The sequence below is a fragment of the Proteus hauseri ATCC 700826 genome (genome assembly GCF_001654965.1).
Classification (GTDB): domain Bacteria; phylum Pseudomonadota; class Gammaproteobacteria; order Enterobacterales; family Enterobacteriaceae; genus Proteus; species Proteus hauseri.
Window position 1 is genome coordinate 107,353 of the sequence record NZ_LXEV01000020.1, and the last position, 16,378, is coordinate 123,730.

The 16,378-nt window shown below is 37.4% G+C and carries 13 protein-coding genes; 9 read left to right on the forward strand and 4 right to left on the reverse strand.

Annotation, left to right across the window (positions count from 1 at the left end; genetic code table 11):
• The first annotated feature begins 47 nt into the window (after nt 1-47).
• A complete protein-coding gene (locus tag M997_RS07695; RefSeq protein ID WP_064719525.1) occupies nt 48-599 on the forward strand; it encodes a cell division protein ZapC in 552 nt (183 codons plus the stop codon).
• A gap of 242 nt (nt 600-841) precedes the next feature.
• Here the strand turns inward: M997_RS07695 and M997_RS07700 are convergent, their stop codons facing one another.
• Nucleotides 842-1,978 carry a YcbX family protein gene (locus M997_RS07700; protein ID WP_064719526.1) on the reverse strand — a complete coding sequence of 379 codons (1,137 nt, stop codon included), beginning with the start codon at nt 1,976-1,978 and terminating at the stop codon, nt 842-844.
• Between the two features lie 107 nt (nt 1,979-2,085).
• On the opposite strand from M997_RS07700, the gene rlmKL reads away from it, so the two are divergent.
• The 7 genes from rlmKL to rmf all read left to right on the forward strand — a co-directional run bounded on the left by rlmKL (nt 2,086) and on the right by rmf (nt 10,873).
• Nucleotides 2,086-4,200, forward strand: coding sequence for a bifunctional 23S rRNA (guanine(2069)-N(7))-methyltransferase RlmK/23S rRNA (guanine(2445)-N(2))-methyltransferase RlmL (rlmKL, locus tag M997_RS07705; protein ID WP_064719527.1), 2,115 nt, complete (start codon nt 2,086-2,088; stop codon nt 4,198-4,200).
• Nucleotides 4,201-4,206: 6 nt separating this feature from the next.
• Entirely contained in the window at nt 4,207-6,138 is a 1,932-nt protein-coding gene (locus M997_RS07710; protein WP_064719528.1) for an ABC transporter ATP-binding protein, read from the forward strand.
• 82 nt (nt 6,139-6,220) lie between these two features.
• A complete protein-coding gene (gene pqiA, locus M997_RS07715) occupies nt 6,221-7,510 on the forward strand; it encodes a membrane integrity-associated transporter subunit PqiA (protein ID WP_064719529.1) in 1,290 nt (429 codons plus the stop codon).
• Entirely contained in the window at nt 7,503-9,155 is a 1,653-nt protein-coding gene (gene pqiB, locus M997_RS07720) for an intermembrane transport protein PqiB (protein WP_064719530.1), read from the forward strand. The genes pqiA and pqiB overlap by 8 nt, the downstream gene beginning before the upstream one ends.
• On the forward strand, nt 9,155-9,721 hold the full coding sequence (pqiC, locus tag M997_RS07725; RefSeq protein ID WP_064719531.1) for a membrane integrity-associated transporter subunit PqiC: 567 nt from the start codon (nt 9,155-9,157) through the stop codon (nt 9,719-9,721). The genes pqiB and pqiC overlap by 1 nt, the downstream gene beginning before the upstream one ends.
• A 92-nt stretch (nt 9,722-9,813) precedes the next feature.
• A complete protein-coding gene (locus M997_RS07730; RefSeq protein WP_064719532.1) occupies nt 9,814-10,230 on the forward strand; it encodes an ASCH domain-containing protein in 417 nt (138 codons plus the stop codon).
• Nucleotides 10,231-10,702: 472 nt separating this feature from the next.
• Entirely contained in the window at nt 10,703-10,873 is a 171-nt protein-coding gene (gene rmf / locus M997_RS07735) for a ribosome modulation factor (protein ID WP_064719533.1), read from the forward strand.
• A gap of 731 nt (nt 10,874-11,604) precedes the next feature.
• On the opposite strand, the gene fabA is transcribed toward rmf, so the two are convergent.
• Together fabA and M997_RS07745 are read right to left on the reverse strand one after the other, a co-directional pair.
• Nucleotides 11,605-12,123 carry a bifunctional 3-hydroxydecanoyl-ACP dehydratase/trans-2-decenoyl-ACP isomerase gene (fabA, locus tag M997_RS07740; RefSeq protein WP_064719534.1) on the reverse strand — a complete coding sequence of 173 codons (519 nt, stop codon included), beginning with the start codon at nt 12,121-12,123 and terminating at the stop codon, nt 11,605-11,607.
• Nucleotides 12,124-12,206: 83 nt separating this feature from the next.
• Nucleotides 12,207-13,949 carry an AAA family ATPase gene (locus tag M997_RS07745; RefSeq protein WP_064719535.1) on the reverse strand — a complete coding sequence of 581 codons (1,743 nt, stop codon included), beginning with the start codon at nt 13,947-13,949 and terminating at the stop codon, nt 12,207-12,209.
• Nucleotides 13,950-14,300: 351 nt separating this feature from the next.
• On the opposite strand from M997_RS07745, the gene matP reads away from it, so the two are divergent.
• Nucleotides 14,301-14,765, forward strand: coding sequence for a macrodomain Ter protein MatP (gene matP / locus M997_RS07750; RefSeq protein WP_064719536.1), 465 nt, complete (start codon nt 14,301-14,303; stop codon nt 14,763-14,765).
• Between the two features lie 255 nt (nt 14,766-15,020).
• Here the strand turns inward: matP and ompA are convergent, their stop codons facing one another.
• Nucleotides 15,021-16,106, reverse strand: a complete 1,086-nt coding sequence (gene ompA, locus M997_RS07755) for a porin OmpA (RefSeq protein WP_064719537.1) — start codon at nt 16,104-16,106, stop codon at nt 15,021-15,023.
• Between the last annotated feature and the right edge of the window lie 272 nt (nt 16,107-16,378).

Genomic DNA, 16,378 nt, shown 5'->3' on the forward strand with positions numbered 1-16,378 from the left:
GTTGTATAGACAATAAAGCAGGTAATGAATCGAAGGGGGATTAATTAGTGATAATAAAACCCGATGATCGCTGGCGTTGGTATTTTGATGATGAACAACAACGGCTGATGCTTGATTTAGCAAATGGTATGGTTTTTCGCTGCCGTTTTCCAAGCAAAATGCTAAGTGATTGTGCTTGCCAATCAGCATCTTTTACCGTTGATGATGCCGCTCTTTATTATGGATATGATGAGCAAATTCGCAAAATAGATATGCCATCTGAATCAAGAGCTGAATTAGCTTTAAATGCATTAATTGCCCATCGCTTTTTAAAACCACTAATGCCTAAAAGCTGGTATTTTGAAGTTAATTGTAATCAATTAACGCCTTATTTATCACAAGTGGTCGAAGTTTCATTAAAAGATGGCAATGAGAAAGCTCTCTTTTTAGTGACAGAAGTGGGTACTCAAGCTTGTTTATGTTTATTAGCTCAACCGCAATTAGCGTTATTTGATAAAACACTTAATTTTTGTGACCCAATAAAAATTATGAATGACAGGTTAAGCGAATATCATAAAGTGTCAGCGTCAGGATCATTATTGTACGGAAAGGTTATTTAACAAAAAGAGTAAAAAGGATTTACTCTTTTTTATCATCCCCCCTTTAAATCATGCCTCCTAAAATCAAATTCCCATAATTCTCTTTGCGATATTTCCACAAAGAAAAATAAAAAATATATTTATAAATAGGATGCTTAATAAGAAAATTCTTATTAAATATGTTTATTTATATAGGAGAAATAAAGAAAAGAATAAGAAGGCAATAACAAATTACCTTCTTTTATTTGTGATAAAATCGAGTATTATTTTTTCTTAAAAGAAAGTTTCACGTTTCCTTTAGGAATACAACTACAAGCAAGAATTTTCCCTGCACGTTTAATAGCACCTGCTTTTAATGCAGCAACATCACCATCATCTAATTGAATGACACAAGAACCACAAAGTCCTGCTCGACAACTATAAGGAATATTATGACCGTTATTTTCGAGTTGTTCTAATAACACTTCTTGGTTATTACCTTCAAAAGTGACGCCATTAAATTCTATCGTGACAGATTGTTCACAGTTCTGTTCAATAGCAGGTGTTATAGATTCAACCGGTGTAGTAACTATTGGTGTAGTAATAAGGTATTGCTTGGCTTTTTTATACGCTAATACTTCAACGACATCGCCAACACGAATAATACCTGTTTGGCGAATAATGACATTTTGGCCAAAATCGACATCACCTTTTTCATCACTACGGAATGTTTGCAGTGTCGCTAAGGGTTCTGTGTTAGGATGTTTGACGCCTTTATCAATACTGATAGTTGTCATGATGCAGCGACTACAAGGTTTCATGAGATCCATAACGACTGAGCCGACACGTATTGTTTGCCAAGTATCTTCTTCAAAAGGTTTTGCACCCGTAACTAAGATATTGCCGCGAAATTGTTCAATATTAATTGAAGCAGAGCAACGTTGTTGCAAATATTGAAACGAAGCTTCGTTAATTAATAAATAAGGATAGCCATCAGCAAACGAAACGGCTGTATCAGGGCTTTTTTTCACGCGACGAGTTGGCTTTTCGCCTGTCCATCGCAGTTGAACATCCATATTTAAATACCGGCTGAACCACTGATTTATTTCATCTGGTGCGACATACGCGGTAAAATGATTTCCCCAAACTTCTGTTGGCTGCAATGTGGTTTTAAAATCCTGATAAGTAATAGCGATACCTTCGCCATCAGGTGCTTGAATATAAATACCATTTGCCATAGCGGTTGGGATAAAACACAGCAAGTTAGGAAATTTTCGTGCAGTAAGAAAAGTACCTTCAGGGGTGGTTATCATAAAATCACGATCAAACGTGAATCCGCTTTCGCGAGCAAAAGCCTGAGAAAGGCGAATTCCTTTCATTGATTTAACTGGGTGAACATAAAGGCGTGATACGTTGATCATGACTGCTCCAAAAAGACTTTATTATTTTTTATAGCCAGTAACTTTATGACAACGTAATACAATTAGCTATAATGCCCAACAATTTTATTTTAGGTGGTAACAATATTATGCGCTCTCTGTTTGCCAGCACAGGCCGAGGTCTGGAAGAACTATTAAAATCTGAACTTGAGCATCTAGGTGCTCAGTCTTGCCAGATAACTCAAGGTGGTGTTTATTTTCGTGCTGATGATAAAACCATGTATCAATCTTTACTCTGGAGCCGTTTAGCATCGCGGATCATACTTCCGCTAAATGAATTTAATGTCTACAGTGATTTAGATTTATATCTTGGTGTGCAATCAATTGACTGGAGTGAAATTTTTACTGTTAATGAAACCTTTGCCATTCATTTTAGTGGCACCAACGATGTTATCCGCAACAGCCAATATGGCGCATTAAAAGCAAAAGATGCCATTGTCGATTCATTCCAGCGCAAATTGGGGCAACGTCCTGATGTTGCTAAACAATCTCCTGATATTAGACTGACTATTCATCTACATAAAGAAAAAGCCTCTTTATCATTAGACTTAAGTGGTGATGGCTTACATCAACGTGGTTATCGTGACTTAACTGGGCAAGCACCACTAAAAGAGAACTTAGCCGCAGCCATTATTATGCGTTCAGGTTGGAAAACAGACACTCCATTAATTGATCCAATGTGTGGTTCAGGCACTTTATTAATTGAAGCTGCAATGATGGCGACAGATTGTGCGCCAGCATTAAATCGCGTGCATTGGGGATTTCGTCATTGGTTAGGTCATGATGAAATGCTGTGGAAAGAAGTCACTCAAGAAGCATTTTCTCGCTTTCGTGAAGGCAAAAAAAATGCTATCGCCCGTTTTTATGGTTTTGATGTTGATAAACGTGTGCTTGATATGGCAAGAGCTAATGCACGCAGAGCTGATGTCGCTGATCTTATTACCTTTACACAAGGTGATGCCGCAAAACTGACGAATCCTATTGCGGGTGAAATTAAAGGAACCATCATCAGTAATCCACCTTATGGTGAGCGTTTAGAAAGCGAACCAGCACTAATTGCCTTACACAGTCAGTTAGGAAGAGCTATAAAAGCACACTTCCCAGGCTGGAGATTATCACTATTTAGTGCTTCGCCTGAGCTATTAAGTTGTATTCAGCTACGAGCAGAACGTGAGTTTAAAGCTAAAAATGGTCCACTTGATTGTGTACAGAAAAACTATTTACTTTCTGATACCCCTTCAACAATCAACACGGGTTTAGCTGAAGATTTTGCAAACCGTTTACGCAAAAATGAGAAAAAACTCGCGAAATGGGCAAAACAACAACAGATTGAATGTTATAGATTATACGATGCGGATTTACCTGAATATAATGTTGCTGTAGACCGTTATGGCGAGAAAGTTATTATTCAAGAATATGCACCACCAAAAACAATTAATGAGCATAAAGCTCGCCAGCGTCTCTTTGATGTCATCAGCGCGACAATGGAAGTGTTAGCACTACGGTCTGATCAACTGATTTTGAAAACACGCCAACGTCAAAAAGGCAAGCAACAGTATGAAAAAATGGCTGAGAAAGGTGACTTTTTCTTAGTTGATGAATTTGGTGCAAAATTCTGGGTGAATTTAACCGATTATCTAGACACAGGACTGTTTTTAGACCACCGCATTGCTCGTAAAATGCTAGGCGAAATGAGCAAAGGAAAAGATTTCTTAAATCTGTTTGCTTATACCGGAACCGCCTCTGTTCATGCGGGATTAGGTGGTGCAAAAAGTACGACGACGGTTGATATGTCACGTACTTACCTTGAATGGGCTGAAAAGAACTTTCAAGCGAATGGCTTAACCGGTAGACAACATCGCTTAATGCAAGCCGATTGCTTACAGTGGTTAATGCAGAGTAATGAACAGTTCGATGTGATTTTTATTGATCCACCGACTTTTTCTAACTCTAAGCGAATGGAAAATACATTTGATGTTCAGCGAGATCATATCGAGCTAATGAAACATCTCAAACGTCTGTTAAGAAAAGGGGGCACTATTATGTTCTCTAATAACAAACGTGGATTCAAAATGGATAATGACGAATTAGCAAAAATTGGGCTATCTGCAAAAGAAATTACGCAAAAAACATTGTCGCAAGATTTTGCACGTAACCGTCAAATCCACAATTGCTGGCTATTATGTCATGCTGGTGAGGAATAATTTACAATGCCATTAATTAGTTTGACTGGGGCTTATTTAGCGTTTAGTGATGCCCCGTTATTGGATAACACCGATTTATTTATTGATGAAAATGAACGCGTCTGTTTAGTCGGACGCAATGGTGCAGGAAAATCTACACTATTACGTGTACTAGCCAAAGAACAACAATTAGATGATGGTCAAGTTGTTTACGAGCAAGATCTGGTTACTGCACGTTTACAACAAGATCCACCCAGAAATGTTGAAGGCACTATTTTTGATTTTGTCGCACAAGGCGTTGAAGAAGATGCTAAATATTTAACGGATTATCACCATATTTCTAAGATAATTGAGACAGATCCATCAGACAAAAATCTTAACCGTATGGCGGAACTTCAAGAAGTATTAGATAACCGTAACCTTTGGTTGCTTGATAGCCGTATTGCTGAAGTATTAGAAAAATTAGGTTTAGACGGCGAAGCACAACTTTCTTCTTTATCGGGGGGATGGTTAAGGAAAGCCGCATTAGGCCGTGCTTTAGTTAGTGCGCCTAAAGTCCTGTTTTTAGATGAACCAACGAACCACCTTGATATCGAAACTATTCTTTGGTTAGAGAAGTTTTTAAAAGATTTCCAAGGAAGTATTGTCTTTATTTCCCATGACCGTTCATTCATTCGTAATATGGCAACACGTATTATCGATCTTGATCGTGGGCACTTATCCTCATGGCCAGGCAATTACGATAAATATCTTGAAAGCAAAGAAGAAGCATTGCGTGTTGAAGAACAACAAAATGCAGAGTTTGACCGTAAATTAGCACAAGAAGAAACGTGGATCCGACAAGGTATTAAAGCGCGTCGTACTCGTAATGAAGGGCGCGTTAGAGCATTAAAAGCGCTCAGAGTTGAACGAGGTGAGCGCCGAGAAGTACTTGGTAGCGCTCGCATGCAAGTTGAAGAAGCTGCACGTTCAGGAAAAATTGTCTTTGAGTTGGAAGATGTTAATTACAGTATCGGGTCGCGTACACTGGTACGAAACTTCTCAGCTAAAGTACAGCGTGGCGATAAAATTGCTCTTGTAGGGCCTAATGGTTGTGGTAAAACCACACTATTAAAATTGATGCTAGGTGATTTAACAGCAGATAGTGGTCGCGTTCATTGCGGAACTAAACTTGAAGTTGCTTATTTTGACCAACATCGAGCAACACTTGATCCTGATAAAACGGTAATGGATAACCTTGCTGAAGGTAAGCAAGAAGTGATGGTAAATGGACGTCCTCGCCATGTATTAGGCTATTTACAGGACTTCTTATTTCCACCTAAACGCGCCATGACTCCCGTTCGTGCGCTATCTGGTGGTGAGCGAAATCGGCTGTTACTTGCACGTTTATTCTTAAAACCAAGTAATTTACTTATTCTTGATGAGCCAACAAACGACCTTGATGTAGAAACATTAGAGTTGTTAGAAGAGTTGGTCGATGCTTATCAAGGAACAGTTCTACTGGTCAGCCATGATAGAGAGTTTGTTGATAATAGCGTGACTGAGTGCTGGATCTTTGAAGGTGATGGTAATATTAGTCGCTATGTAGGTGGATATTACGATGCTCAGCAGCAAAGAGCACAATCAGTATCTTTGCGTAGCGAAGCAAATAAATCACCTACAACACCAGAAAAAACTGAAAAAGACGTAAAAAACAAAGAGAACGCAAGAAAGAACAATCGCGCTGTTAATAAGTTAAGTTATCATTTAACAAGAGAACTTGAGCAGCTTCCTGCGAAACTAGAAAGTTTAGAAAACGAACTGAGCGCATTGCAAGAAGAAGTTGGGGCTCCTAATTTTTTCACTCGACCTCATGAAGAGACCGAGATAGTGCTCAAAGCACTCGCAGATAAAGAACTAGAGCTAGAAACAACTTTTGATAGATGGCAAGAGCTAGAGTTAATGCAAAACGGTGAATAGCCAAAATAAAACGGGGCATAAGCCCCGTTTTTTCTTCTAGGATGCAATACTTATTGATAACCAAAATATAAGAGGTGTCGCAGTGTGTTCAGGTCAACAACATCAGCATGAACATAAACATGAACAGATATTATGTCCTCAGTGCGATCTGGTGGTCGGTGTACCTCAATTGATTCAAGGCACTAAAGCAACCTGTCCGCGTTGTCATACGATGTTAATTGCGCGCTGGAGACAACCTTTTCGCCAGCCAGTTGCTATCGCTATCAGTGCATTGTTTATGCTTCTTATGGCATGTCAGTTTACTTTTGTCAGTATGGAAGTGGCTGGTATTGCAAATAATATAACGTTATTGCAAATTCCAAGAGTGATGTTTAGTGAAAACTATATCGAGCTTGGTGCCTTCTTTTTATTATTTGTGCAAATAGTGCCCGCATTTTGTATGTTTGCCATCATATTACTTTGCACGCCAATAAATTTGCCAAGAAAGTTACAAATTTGGTTATCACGAATTCTTTTTCAGCTTAAATCGTGGTGTATGGCTGAAATTTTCCTCGCTGGTATTTTAGTTAGCTTTGTTAAACTTATGGCTTATGGTGATATTGGATTGGGTCTAAGTTTTTTACCTTATGTTCTGTTTTGCTTATTACAAATTCGAGCGTTTCAGTGCCTAGATCGCCACACGTTGTGGGAAAAATTAGAACCACGACCTGAACATCCTCCGATTGAATCGGGCAAAACAGGTTTAAAGCAGGGGGTAAGACTATGTCGTTCATGCACAGCAATACTGCCAGTAGATCAATACGAATGCAGCCGCTGTGAAGTAAAAGGCCATGCAAGAAAACCCAAAAGTTTACAATGGACAGTGTCGTTATTAATTACCTCGCTGGTCCTTTATATCCCAGCTAATTTATTACCTATTATGGTAACCGAATCGCTAGGTAATAGCCTCTACTCAACAATTATGGCTGGAGTGATATTGCTATGGGAAGATGGGTCTTACCCTGTCGCTATGGTTATTTTTATTGCTAGTATTATGGTGCCTAGCTTAAAGATGATAGCCATTGGTTGGTTGTGCTGGGATGCCCATAGAATAAAAGGTAAAAGAGATCCTGCAAGAATGCATTTTCTCTATGAAGTTGTTGAATATGTAGGACGTTGGTCGATGATTGACGTTTTTGTTATCGCTGTTTTAGCTTCATTAGTCAGAATGGGACGTCTGATGAGTATCTACCCAGATTTTGGTGTAGTGCTATTTGCATTGGTGGTGGTGTTAACCATGTTCTCTGCAATGATGTTTGATCCTCGGTTGACATGGGATAAGTGTAATACCGAAGATGATAACCCGATGATTAAGGAGCCTAAGGGTGACTGAAAAGAATGAAACTGCTTCATCTGAAGCAAAAATTAACAAATTAAAGAGCTGGTCTCCAGTTTGGATAATACCGCTAGTCACGTTATTTATTGGAGCGTGGATCCTTTACTATCATTTCAGCCATCAAGGTCCTGAAGTTACATTAATTACTTATAATGCGGATGGCATTGAAGCGGGAAAAACAAAAATTAAAAGTCGAAGTGTGGATATTGGTTTAGTAGAAGCCGTCACGCTCGATAGTAATTTCAGTCGAGTTATTATAAAAGCGCGTCTTGATACTGAAATGAAAGAGTTACTCCGTGCTGATACGGCATTTTGGGTAGTTAAACCTCAAATTGGTAAAGAGGGTGTAACTGGCCTTGGAACGCTATTATCAGGTGCTTATATCGAATTACAACCGGGCTTAACAGGCAAAGAACAAGACGAATTTAATTTGCTCGATTCTCCACCGCTTGCGTCTCCTGATGCTCAAGGTATTCGTGTTAATTTAGTCAGTGAAAGAGCAGGACAACTAAATCCAGGTGATCCGGTTTTATTTAGGGGATATCAAGTCGGTTCGGTTGAAACTAGTGAATTTAATATCGATAGCCGCGATATGCATTACCAGCTATTTATTAAAGCTCCTTATGACAAAATGGTAACCTCGAATGTCAGATTCTGGAAAGACTCAGGTATTGCCTTTGATATGTCATCATCGGGTGTTCGCGTTGAAATGGCATCTCTTTCTACACTCTTTAGTGGTGGCGTAAGTTTTGATGTGCCAGAAGGTTGGTTGCCGGGCGATGAGCTTGACCCTAAAGCAGAATTCAAACTTTATGATAACGAAAAAAGTATTCAAAACTCTCTGTATACTGACTATCGTGGTTATATTATGTTTTTCTCTGACTCAGTTAGGGGATTACAACCCGGTGCTCCAGTTGAGTTTCGTGGTATTAGAATGGGTACTGTGGTTCAAGTTCCTTTCTATACTAAAGGGATGCAGCAATCACTTGATAAAGATTTTCGTATTCCTGTACTTATTCATGTTGAACCAGAGCGTTTCGCTGATGATGTTGGTAAAAGCTTTGATTACATTAAAGAGATCTCCTCTGCGGTTAATGGCGGATTAAGAGCTTCTTTAAAATCTGGCAATATATTAACGGGGGCGCTTTATATTGACCTCGATTTCTATCAGGATGCAGAGGAATGGAAAGGGGCTAAAACAGTCGCAGGTTTCCAGCAAATTCCAACTGTAAGTTCAGGCTTATCGCAAATTCAACAAAAAGTGCTGACATCACTGGATAAAATTAATAATTTACCCGTAGAGCCAATGCTAAAACAGATGACAGAAACGTTATCTGAAAGTCAAAAGGCAGTTGCTGAAGCGAAAGAAACCTTAAAATCATTAAATACTATGATAGGTAGTGATGAGTTTAAAAATCTGCCAAATGAAATTCAGCAGTCTATTAAAGAGATTAATCGTAGTATGCAAGGATTCCAGCCGGGTTCTCCTGCATATGGCAAAATGATAGATAATATGCAGCGGTTGGATCAGGTATTAAGAGAAATGCAACCATTGTTGAAAACACTAAACAACAAGAGTAATGCATTGATTTTTGAAGCACCACAAGGGAAAGATCCAGAACCAAAGAGGGCTGAAAAATAATGAAATATATTATTGGAATATTTGTGTTGATGCTGACGGCATGTTCGAGTCAGCCGAACAAAGCGTATTATCAATTGCCTATAGCTCCTGCTCAGCAAGCAGTAACCGCTAAAGCACAGACTGTACAAAAATCACAAATATGGGTTCAGCCGATCCGTTTATCAGATATGTTAGTAAGTGCAGGGATTGTTTATCAAACTTCAGATATAAACTATACCGTCGCTAATCAACATCTTTGGGTTAACCCTCTAGATCAACAATTACAACAAAATTTAGTGTCAGGTTTATCTCAAGCATTTCCTGATACGGTAGTAGCAACACAACCAATAGATGACAACTTAGCAAGATTGACAGTTTCTGTTAACTATTTCCAAGGTCGTTATGATGGAAAAGCAGTGATTGCTGGTGATTGGATTTATGTTGATGGTAACAAGGTGATTAAACAACCTTTTTCATTAACACTTGATCAAAATGAAGACGGCTATCCGGCGTTAGTACGTACTTTAGGTCAAGGTTGGCAACAAGTTGTTGCAAATATAGCGCAGGTAATTACAACTCAGCGCTAGCTGCTATTTTTGTTCTATCTGTTAAAGCTCGATATTCACTTAAATTATTTTAAGCTGAGTATTGAGCTTTTATTTTAGCTTTAGGAAATGACATGTTAAATCGACTAAAAAATAAATATCCTCATGCAATTAGTTGGTCGTTTGGTGATAATGAGAAGCTTGCCGATGAATTAGCTATGCTGGTGGTTCAAGGTAAAAAAACGGCAACTTGCAGCTCTTTAAGTGGATTTTTTAGTGATAGCGAAATTCCCATTATTGGCGGATTTAATATTATTTTAAATAGTAAACAAGAACCCGTTTGTGTCATTAGAACGCGTTCCTTACGATTAATCAGATTTTCTGAAATAACACAAGAACTTGCTGCTAAAGAAGGTGAAGGAGATTTAAGTTTGGCTTATTGGCAACAAGAGCATAAAGAATTTTTTAGTAGAGAAGGGTATTTTTCTGAAGATATGGAATTAGTCTTTGAAGAGTTTGAGTTAATAGAACTCTGTAATAATAGTTATTAATCTCTTTTTGATGAAATGCATTTCTATGTCCTTAATAAATACAAGGTAATTAAAAAGCTTTTTTATTTTTCTTGATGTAAATAGAACAGATAATTATAGTCTCTGACGGAGTGTTTTATTGACATTAATTGAAAAATAAACATTATTTATTTTTATCTAATTTATTGGTAATAAGTATTATTTTTAAAGTTACAATATTAACTGTATAAAATAGTTTTATATTTCAATAAAATAAAAATATTTTTTATAACTAGAAACAATCTAAAATAAATCATTAACTTAATAATATTAAATATAATTAATTGTAATCTAAGGTTATTTAAATTAGAGCTAGCTTGATATCACAAATATGACATTTATATTAACTTCTTTACTTGCTTAAACTCTTAAGAAAGCGTATCAATTTAGGTGGACGTTGAAAAAACGACCATTATCTTTCCGCTTAAACTTATAACGTGAGGGTTGTCTAAAGATGAAAAGACAGAAACGAGATCGTTTAGCTAGAGCATTATCGAAAGGTTATCAAGCAGGTATTCAAGGACGTTCAAAAGAGCTATGCCCCTATTTTGCAATAGATGCGCGTTCACACTGGCTGGGTGGTTGGCGACAGGCAATGGAGGATCGCCCAGGTCTGGTAAAATAAAATAACCCATCGTAATAATTTATGAGTAAACAATTTAGATCGAATGCTCATTGTGTTATTACGTTTTTACTGACAATCAGAATAGGGTTATTTATCGCTATTCCTATGTGGTGAGTTTTACATAGGACAATTTAATAACATAATGAATTGGAATAAAAAGGCTTACATCTGTAAGCCTTTTTACTTTAAATAGCGCTTATTTTTTCGTTTACGATATATCGTTTTTTTCTAAGCTAAATCTATTGTGCGAATAGTATCGCGATACTGAAATTAATGGGATTATATAATCAATCTTGTTAGAAATATACCAATAAAGGGGAATGTGAAGATAAAAAACATTTCACAATAAAATAAAAAATCAGTAAATATTCTGTATTTTATCAATATTTTCTTTCGTAATAATCTTAATAGTAGGTATTCAAAATACATTTGATACTATTAATAACAGTAATCAAGTAATAGCAGTAATCAAAATAAAAACGCTGAAGAAATATTAAGAATATTATTTTTATCTTACTTTCTGCTTATTTTCTCACCAAAAATTAAACACTATTTTTAGTTTTTAAAAATGGGTAATCAGCATAATGCACAAGAATAAGGTTAGCTAAAATTTGATGTGTTTTATATGAAGAATATAACCAATTAACAAAGAGAGATAAGATAAAAAAATACCGTGTATTTATCTTACACGGTATCTTATTTTCTATAATAATTTCAATTTATTATAGATTTTAGAATGCAGAGGTATCTTTAAATAAGCCGACTTTTAAGTCTTTTGCTTCATAAATCAGTTTACCATCTACAAAAACTTCACCGTCAGCAATACCCATAATCAGTTTACGATTAATAACGCGTTTGAAGTTAATCTTGTATGTTACTTTTTTTGCTGTTGGTAATATTTGTCCAGTGAATTTAACTTCACCTACGCCAAGTGCACGGCCTTTGCCTTCACCACCAAGCCATCCTAAATAGAAACCAACTAACTGCCACATGGCATCAAGCCCTAAACAGCCTGGCATCACAGGATCATTAACAAAATGGCAATCAAAGAACCATAAATCAGGCTTAATATCGAATTCAGCTTCGATAAAGCCTTTATCATGGGTGCCGCCATCTTCAGTCATTTTAATGATGCGATCCATCATTAACATATTACCAGAAGGCAGTGGCGGTCCATCCTGACCAAATAATTCGCCACGGCCTGAAGCAATGAGGTCTTCTTTAGAATAAGATTCGCGTTTATCAACCATTGTTTACATAGCCTTTATCAAGTGTAAGAACACAGAATAGCGTACACTTGTACGCTGAACAACTCCGATCACTTGAAACAGAATTATCTTAATATGCGAAGAAACCAAGGTAATCTAGGTCTATCCTGATTATTTGCTTGCGTTATTCGGTCATGAATAACAGCTAACAAGTGTTCATCAGATTGTGCTTCTTCACACTGTCCTTCGTAATATGGCTGACGGGTTAACAAAGTGATCGCTTCGGCAACATGGGTAACAGGCCAAATATGAAATTTATCTTCTTTAATTGCCTGTACAACATTTTCGTTTAACACTAAATGTCGGATGTTTGCTAAAGGAATAATGACCCCTTGTGAACCTGTGAGTCCTCTCTCTTGGCAGATATCAAAAAATCCTTCAATTTTTTGGTTAACACCACCAATCGGCTGTACTTGACCAAATTGATCCACTGCACCTGTTACCGCAATTTGTTGATCAATAGCTTGCTGTGCAAGTGTACTGATTAATGCACACAATTCAGCTAATGAAGCGCTATCGCCATCAACCTCACCATATGATTGCTCAAATACAACAGAAGCGCTGAATGGTTGTGGCTGGTCTAAGCGTAGTTCTGAGTTAAGATAGGCTTGCATTATCATCATACCTTTAGCATGGATATTGCCACCTAACTCAGCTTTTCGTTCTACATCAGTAAATTCGCCATCACCAATATGGGCAACACAGGTAATTCGAGCAGGTTCACCAATTAAATCCGGGTAACCAGGATAATCTAATACAGAGAGTCCATTGATTTGACCAATGATTTCGCCATCAGTTTGGATCATGATTTGACCTTGTAAAATCTCATCACGGCTACGTTCTAAGAGATAACTATGACGCCATAAGCGATTTTCTTCGGCTTTTTTTAATGCATCTGCATTGAGATAGGCATCATGATTAAAACGTAATGCATTACGAAGTTGACGTAAGATCCATTCTAGATCAAATGTTAAAATCAGCTGATCTTCATGGCGTCGAGCAGCTTGTGTTAATAATACTTCCCAAGCTTCAGGCGCTAAAGAAGGTAAGCGATATTTTTGGCATAGCGCATTAATAAAACCACACCATTGAGAAAGTGCGGCTTCATTTTCTAAATACATATCTTGTTCGAATTCACCATAGAGAGCAGCTCCACTTAATTCTGGCTCCATAAACTCGAATTCTTCAAGACTTAGACGATCACCAACAAGAATAACGCGTAAATTGAGTGGCATACTTTCTATTGGTAGTGGTAAGGATTGGTTTTCATTCCAAATCAGCCATTCAAAGCGTTGCTCTTCTACCATTTTTTTTAGTCGAAACCACATAAGTGGTTGCGCTAATAGTGCTTTTATCGAAAGAATTAAAATACCGCCATTAACCTGATGTAATAGGCCAGGATTTACGCTCACTCTCTCTTTATGGCAGTAGAATGAACCAAAAAGTTGTTCTGGCTCAATCCAACTACAACTAGCAACGGGTACTGATGATGAAAAAGTGCCTTGCACATTCTCTTGCCAATAAATTTTGTTGGATTCTACTTGATAGGCACCCACAACAGGATAAGTTTGAATTTCTGATTGTAGCAATGTGTCGCAGAGCGTATCAAAATACACAGCAGAATCTTCTGCTTTTAACAGCATAAATTGGCCCGAATCGGCATTATTTAGCCATTGTAAGCTTTCATACAGGCGAGGCTGAACCTCACGAAGTACAGATGCAGGCAATTGAGATGCTGTTTGGAAAAAAGTCTGATAGGAGGCGTAATCAGGGCGTAACGCCTGCCATTCTAATTCGTTGTTTTTCAAGGTTACCGTTTTTTATTATTGGTTAGTGAAAAGAGTCATTATTATGATATCTAACAAAAGATATCTATCCTGCAAGTAAGCTGTCATTAAAGGCATTGGCAGGGAATATTTTGCTATTACCAAACAAAATTGCCTTATAGACATATTGCTTAGATTTTATAATAGCGACGCTCGATTCTATCACAACGTGCTCAGAAAACTATCCTTAATCAAAGCTTGTGACAGATTGATAAAAAAGCGTATCTGAAGCAAATTAGTTTATAAAACAACCGAAAAATTTCGGTTCAGTGGCAGTATTTTTGTAAAATTGTTGATATGCTTATATATAGTTACGTTGTCACTGGAATTTGTATGAAATATCAACAATTAGAGAACCTAGAATGTGGCTGGAAGTGGGCTTACTTGGTAAAAAAACACCATGAAGGTGAATTAATTACCTGCCATATAGAGAAAAGTGCAGCTCAGGATGCTGTAGAACAGCTTTTGCTTATTGAATCTCAACCAATAAAAGTATTGGAATGGATTAATTTGCATATGAATCCTGAATTATCAAACCGCATGAAACAAACGATTCGAGCACGAAGAAAACGTTATTTTAATGCCGAGCATCAGCATACTCGTAAGAAATCTATCGACCTCACCTTTAAAGTTTGGCAGCGACTTTCAGCATTATCTCAGCGACGAGGGATCACCTTATCAGAAACAATAGTTCAGTTAATTGAGGATGCTGAACGAAAAGAGCAATACGCATTAAAAGTTCATAGCTTAAAAGATGGGCTAATTGAATTATTAGGAAAAGATAAAACGGAAAAATAATAAATTAACTTAGCGCGGTGTTGAATAACTTTTAGCAAAAGAGACTAATAGTTTTGCCTACTTGTTATTATTTACTGTAGTTTCCTATTGCCAAAATATTTGTCCATGTTGTTTCCATACTATTCTCTGCCTTGTAATTTTCAATCTGTTATATGTGCTTTATATATGTGTTTTATACAAATTAATCATAAAAAAAACCCTGCCAATTTGACAGGGTTTTTGAATTCTCAGCAGTAGATAAATCTACTATCAGAATTAGTTACCAGGTTGAACAACAACTTCAGTTGTACCTTGGATTTCGATTTCTACACGACGGTCTGGCGCTAAGCAGTCGATCAGTTCTGCACGAACTTTAACGTTGTCACAGGTATTACCTGTAACTGGGTTTTCTTTACCACGACCTTCTGCAGAGATGCTGTTTGCAGGGATACCTTTAGATACCAGGTAATCTACTACAGATTGAGCACGTTTTTCTGACAGAGGCAGGTTGTATTTTTGAGAACCGATACGGTCAGTGTAACCGATAACAACTACACGACCTTGAGTTGGGTCGATGTTAGCCAGTTCGCTGTACAGACCATTCAGAGCTTCTTGACCTTCAGCTTTCAGTGAAGATTTGTTGAAGTTAAACAGAACGTCTGAACGCAGAGTAAAGGTTTTGTTTTCTACAACTGGAGCTGGAGCTACAACTGGTGCTGGAGCTACAACTGGAGCTGGAGTTTCTTGGTTGAAACGGTAAGAAACACCAACACTCAGCATGCCATTGTCTGGGCGAGTATTCAGTGTGTCTTTATCACCGATGTTGTTGATCCATTGGTATTCGATACGAGTAGCGATGTTTGGAGTGATCGCATATTCAGTACCTAAAGCAACTAATGGAGAAACACCAGTGTCGTTTTCAGAGAAACGTTTTTGGTTCAGTGAAGTAGCGCCAACTGTTGCAGTTGAATCTGCACGCCATACCATACCACCTAAACGAGTATAGACGTCTAAGTCTTCCATTACTGGATAACTTAATTTAGTTGTTAACTGGATACCTTGTGCTTTGAAAGCACCGTTATCGTATGAACCTTTATAAGTCATACGACCTAACCAGTCATAACCCAGTTCAAAACCTAAGTATTGGTTGTATTGATAACCAGCAAATGCACCGGCACCTAATTGATCACGGTGAGTATTACCGTTACCAATAGAAGTATCACCGAAATGATTACTTGTACTTTGGTATTGTGACCAACCTAATTTACCACCAGTATACCAGGTGTTGTCTTTTGGAGCTGCTTGCGCTGCAGTTGCGAAAGCTGCCACTGCCACTGCTAATGCGATAGCTGTCTTTTTCATTTTACGCCTCGTTATCATCCAAGTTAGGCATTTGGCTTTAAGCCTTATTATTTGCCCTTGGTTAAATTATTGTTAGGAATTCTATGCTTTCATCAAATGATGATCCCAAAAATTGGGATTTAAAGCATAACCTTAACGATATAAAGTCTACAATGAACTTAAAAAGTTACAAGTATCCCTTTAATATTCGACTTAAAATTTTAAAAAAATCCGTCAATTGCTACAATAGGGAACATTCTGTGTTTTTGTTAAATTTATTGTAACTTCATGAT

What these genes read in the sequence shown, in the direction of transcription:
- M997_RS07700 (WP_064719526.1), bottom strand. Translation starts at nt 1,978, where the DNA reads ATGATCAACGTATCACGCCTTTATGTTCACCCAGTTAAATCAATGAAA.
- rlmKL (WP_064719527.1), top strand. Translation starts at nt 2,086, where the DNA reads ATGCGCTCTCTGTTTGCCAGCACAGGCCGAGGTCTGGAAGAACTATTA.
- M997_RS07710 (WP_064719528.1), top strand. Translation starts at nt 4,207, where the DNA reads ATGCCATTAATTAGTTTGACTGGGGCTTATTTAGCGTTTAGTGATGCC.
- pqiC (WP_064719531.1), top strand. Translation starts at nt 9,155, where the DNA reads ATGAAATATATTATTGGAATATTTGTGTTGATGCTGACGGCATGTTCG.
- M997_RS07730 (WP_064719532.1), top strand. Translation starts at nt 9,814, where the DNA reads ATGTTAAATCGACTAAAAAATAAATATCCTCATGCAATTAGTTGGTCG.
- rmf (WP_064719533.1), top strand. Translation starts at nt 10,703, where the DNA reads ATGAAAAGACAGAAACGAGATCGTTTAGCTAGAGCATTATCGAAAGGT.
- fabA (WP_064719534.1), bottom strand. Translation starts at nt 12,123, where the DNA reads ATGGTTGATAAACGCGAATCTTATTCTAAAGAAGACCTCATTGCTTCA.
- matP (WP_064719536.1), top strand. Translation starts at nt 14,301, where the DNA reads ATGAAATATCAACAATTAGAGAACCTAGAATGTGGCTGGAAGTGGGCT.
- ompA (WP_064719537.1), bottom strand. Translation starts at nt 16,106, where the DNA reads ATGAAAAAGACAGCTATCGCATTAGCAGTGGCAGTGGCAGCTTTCGCA.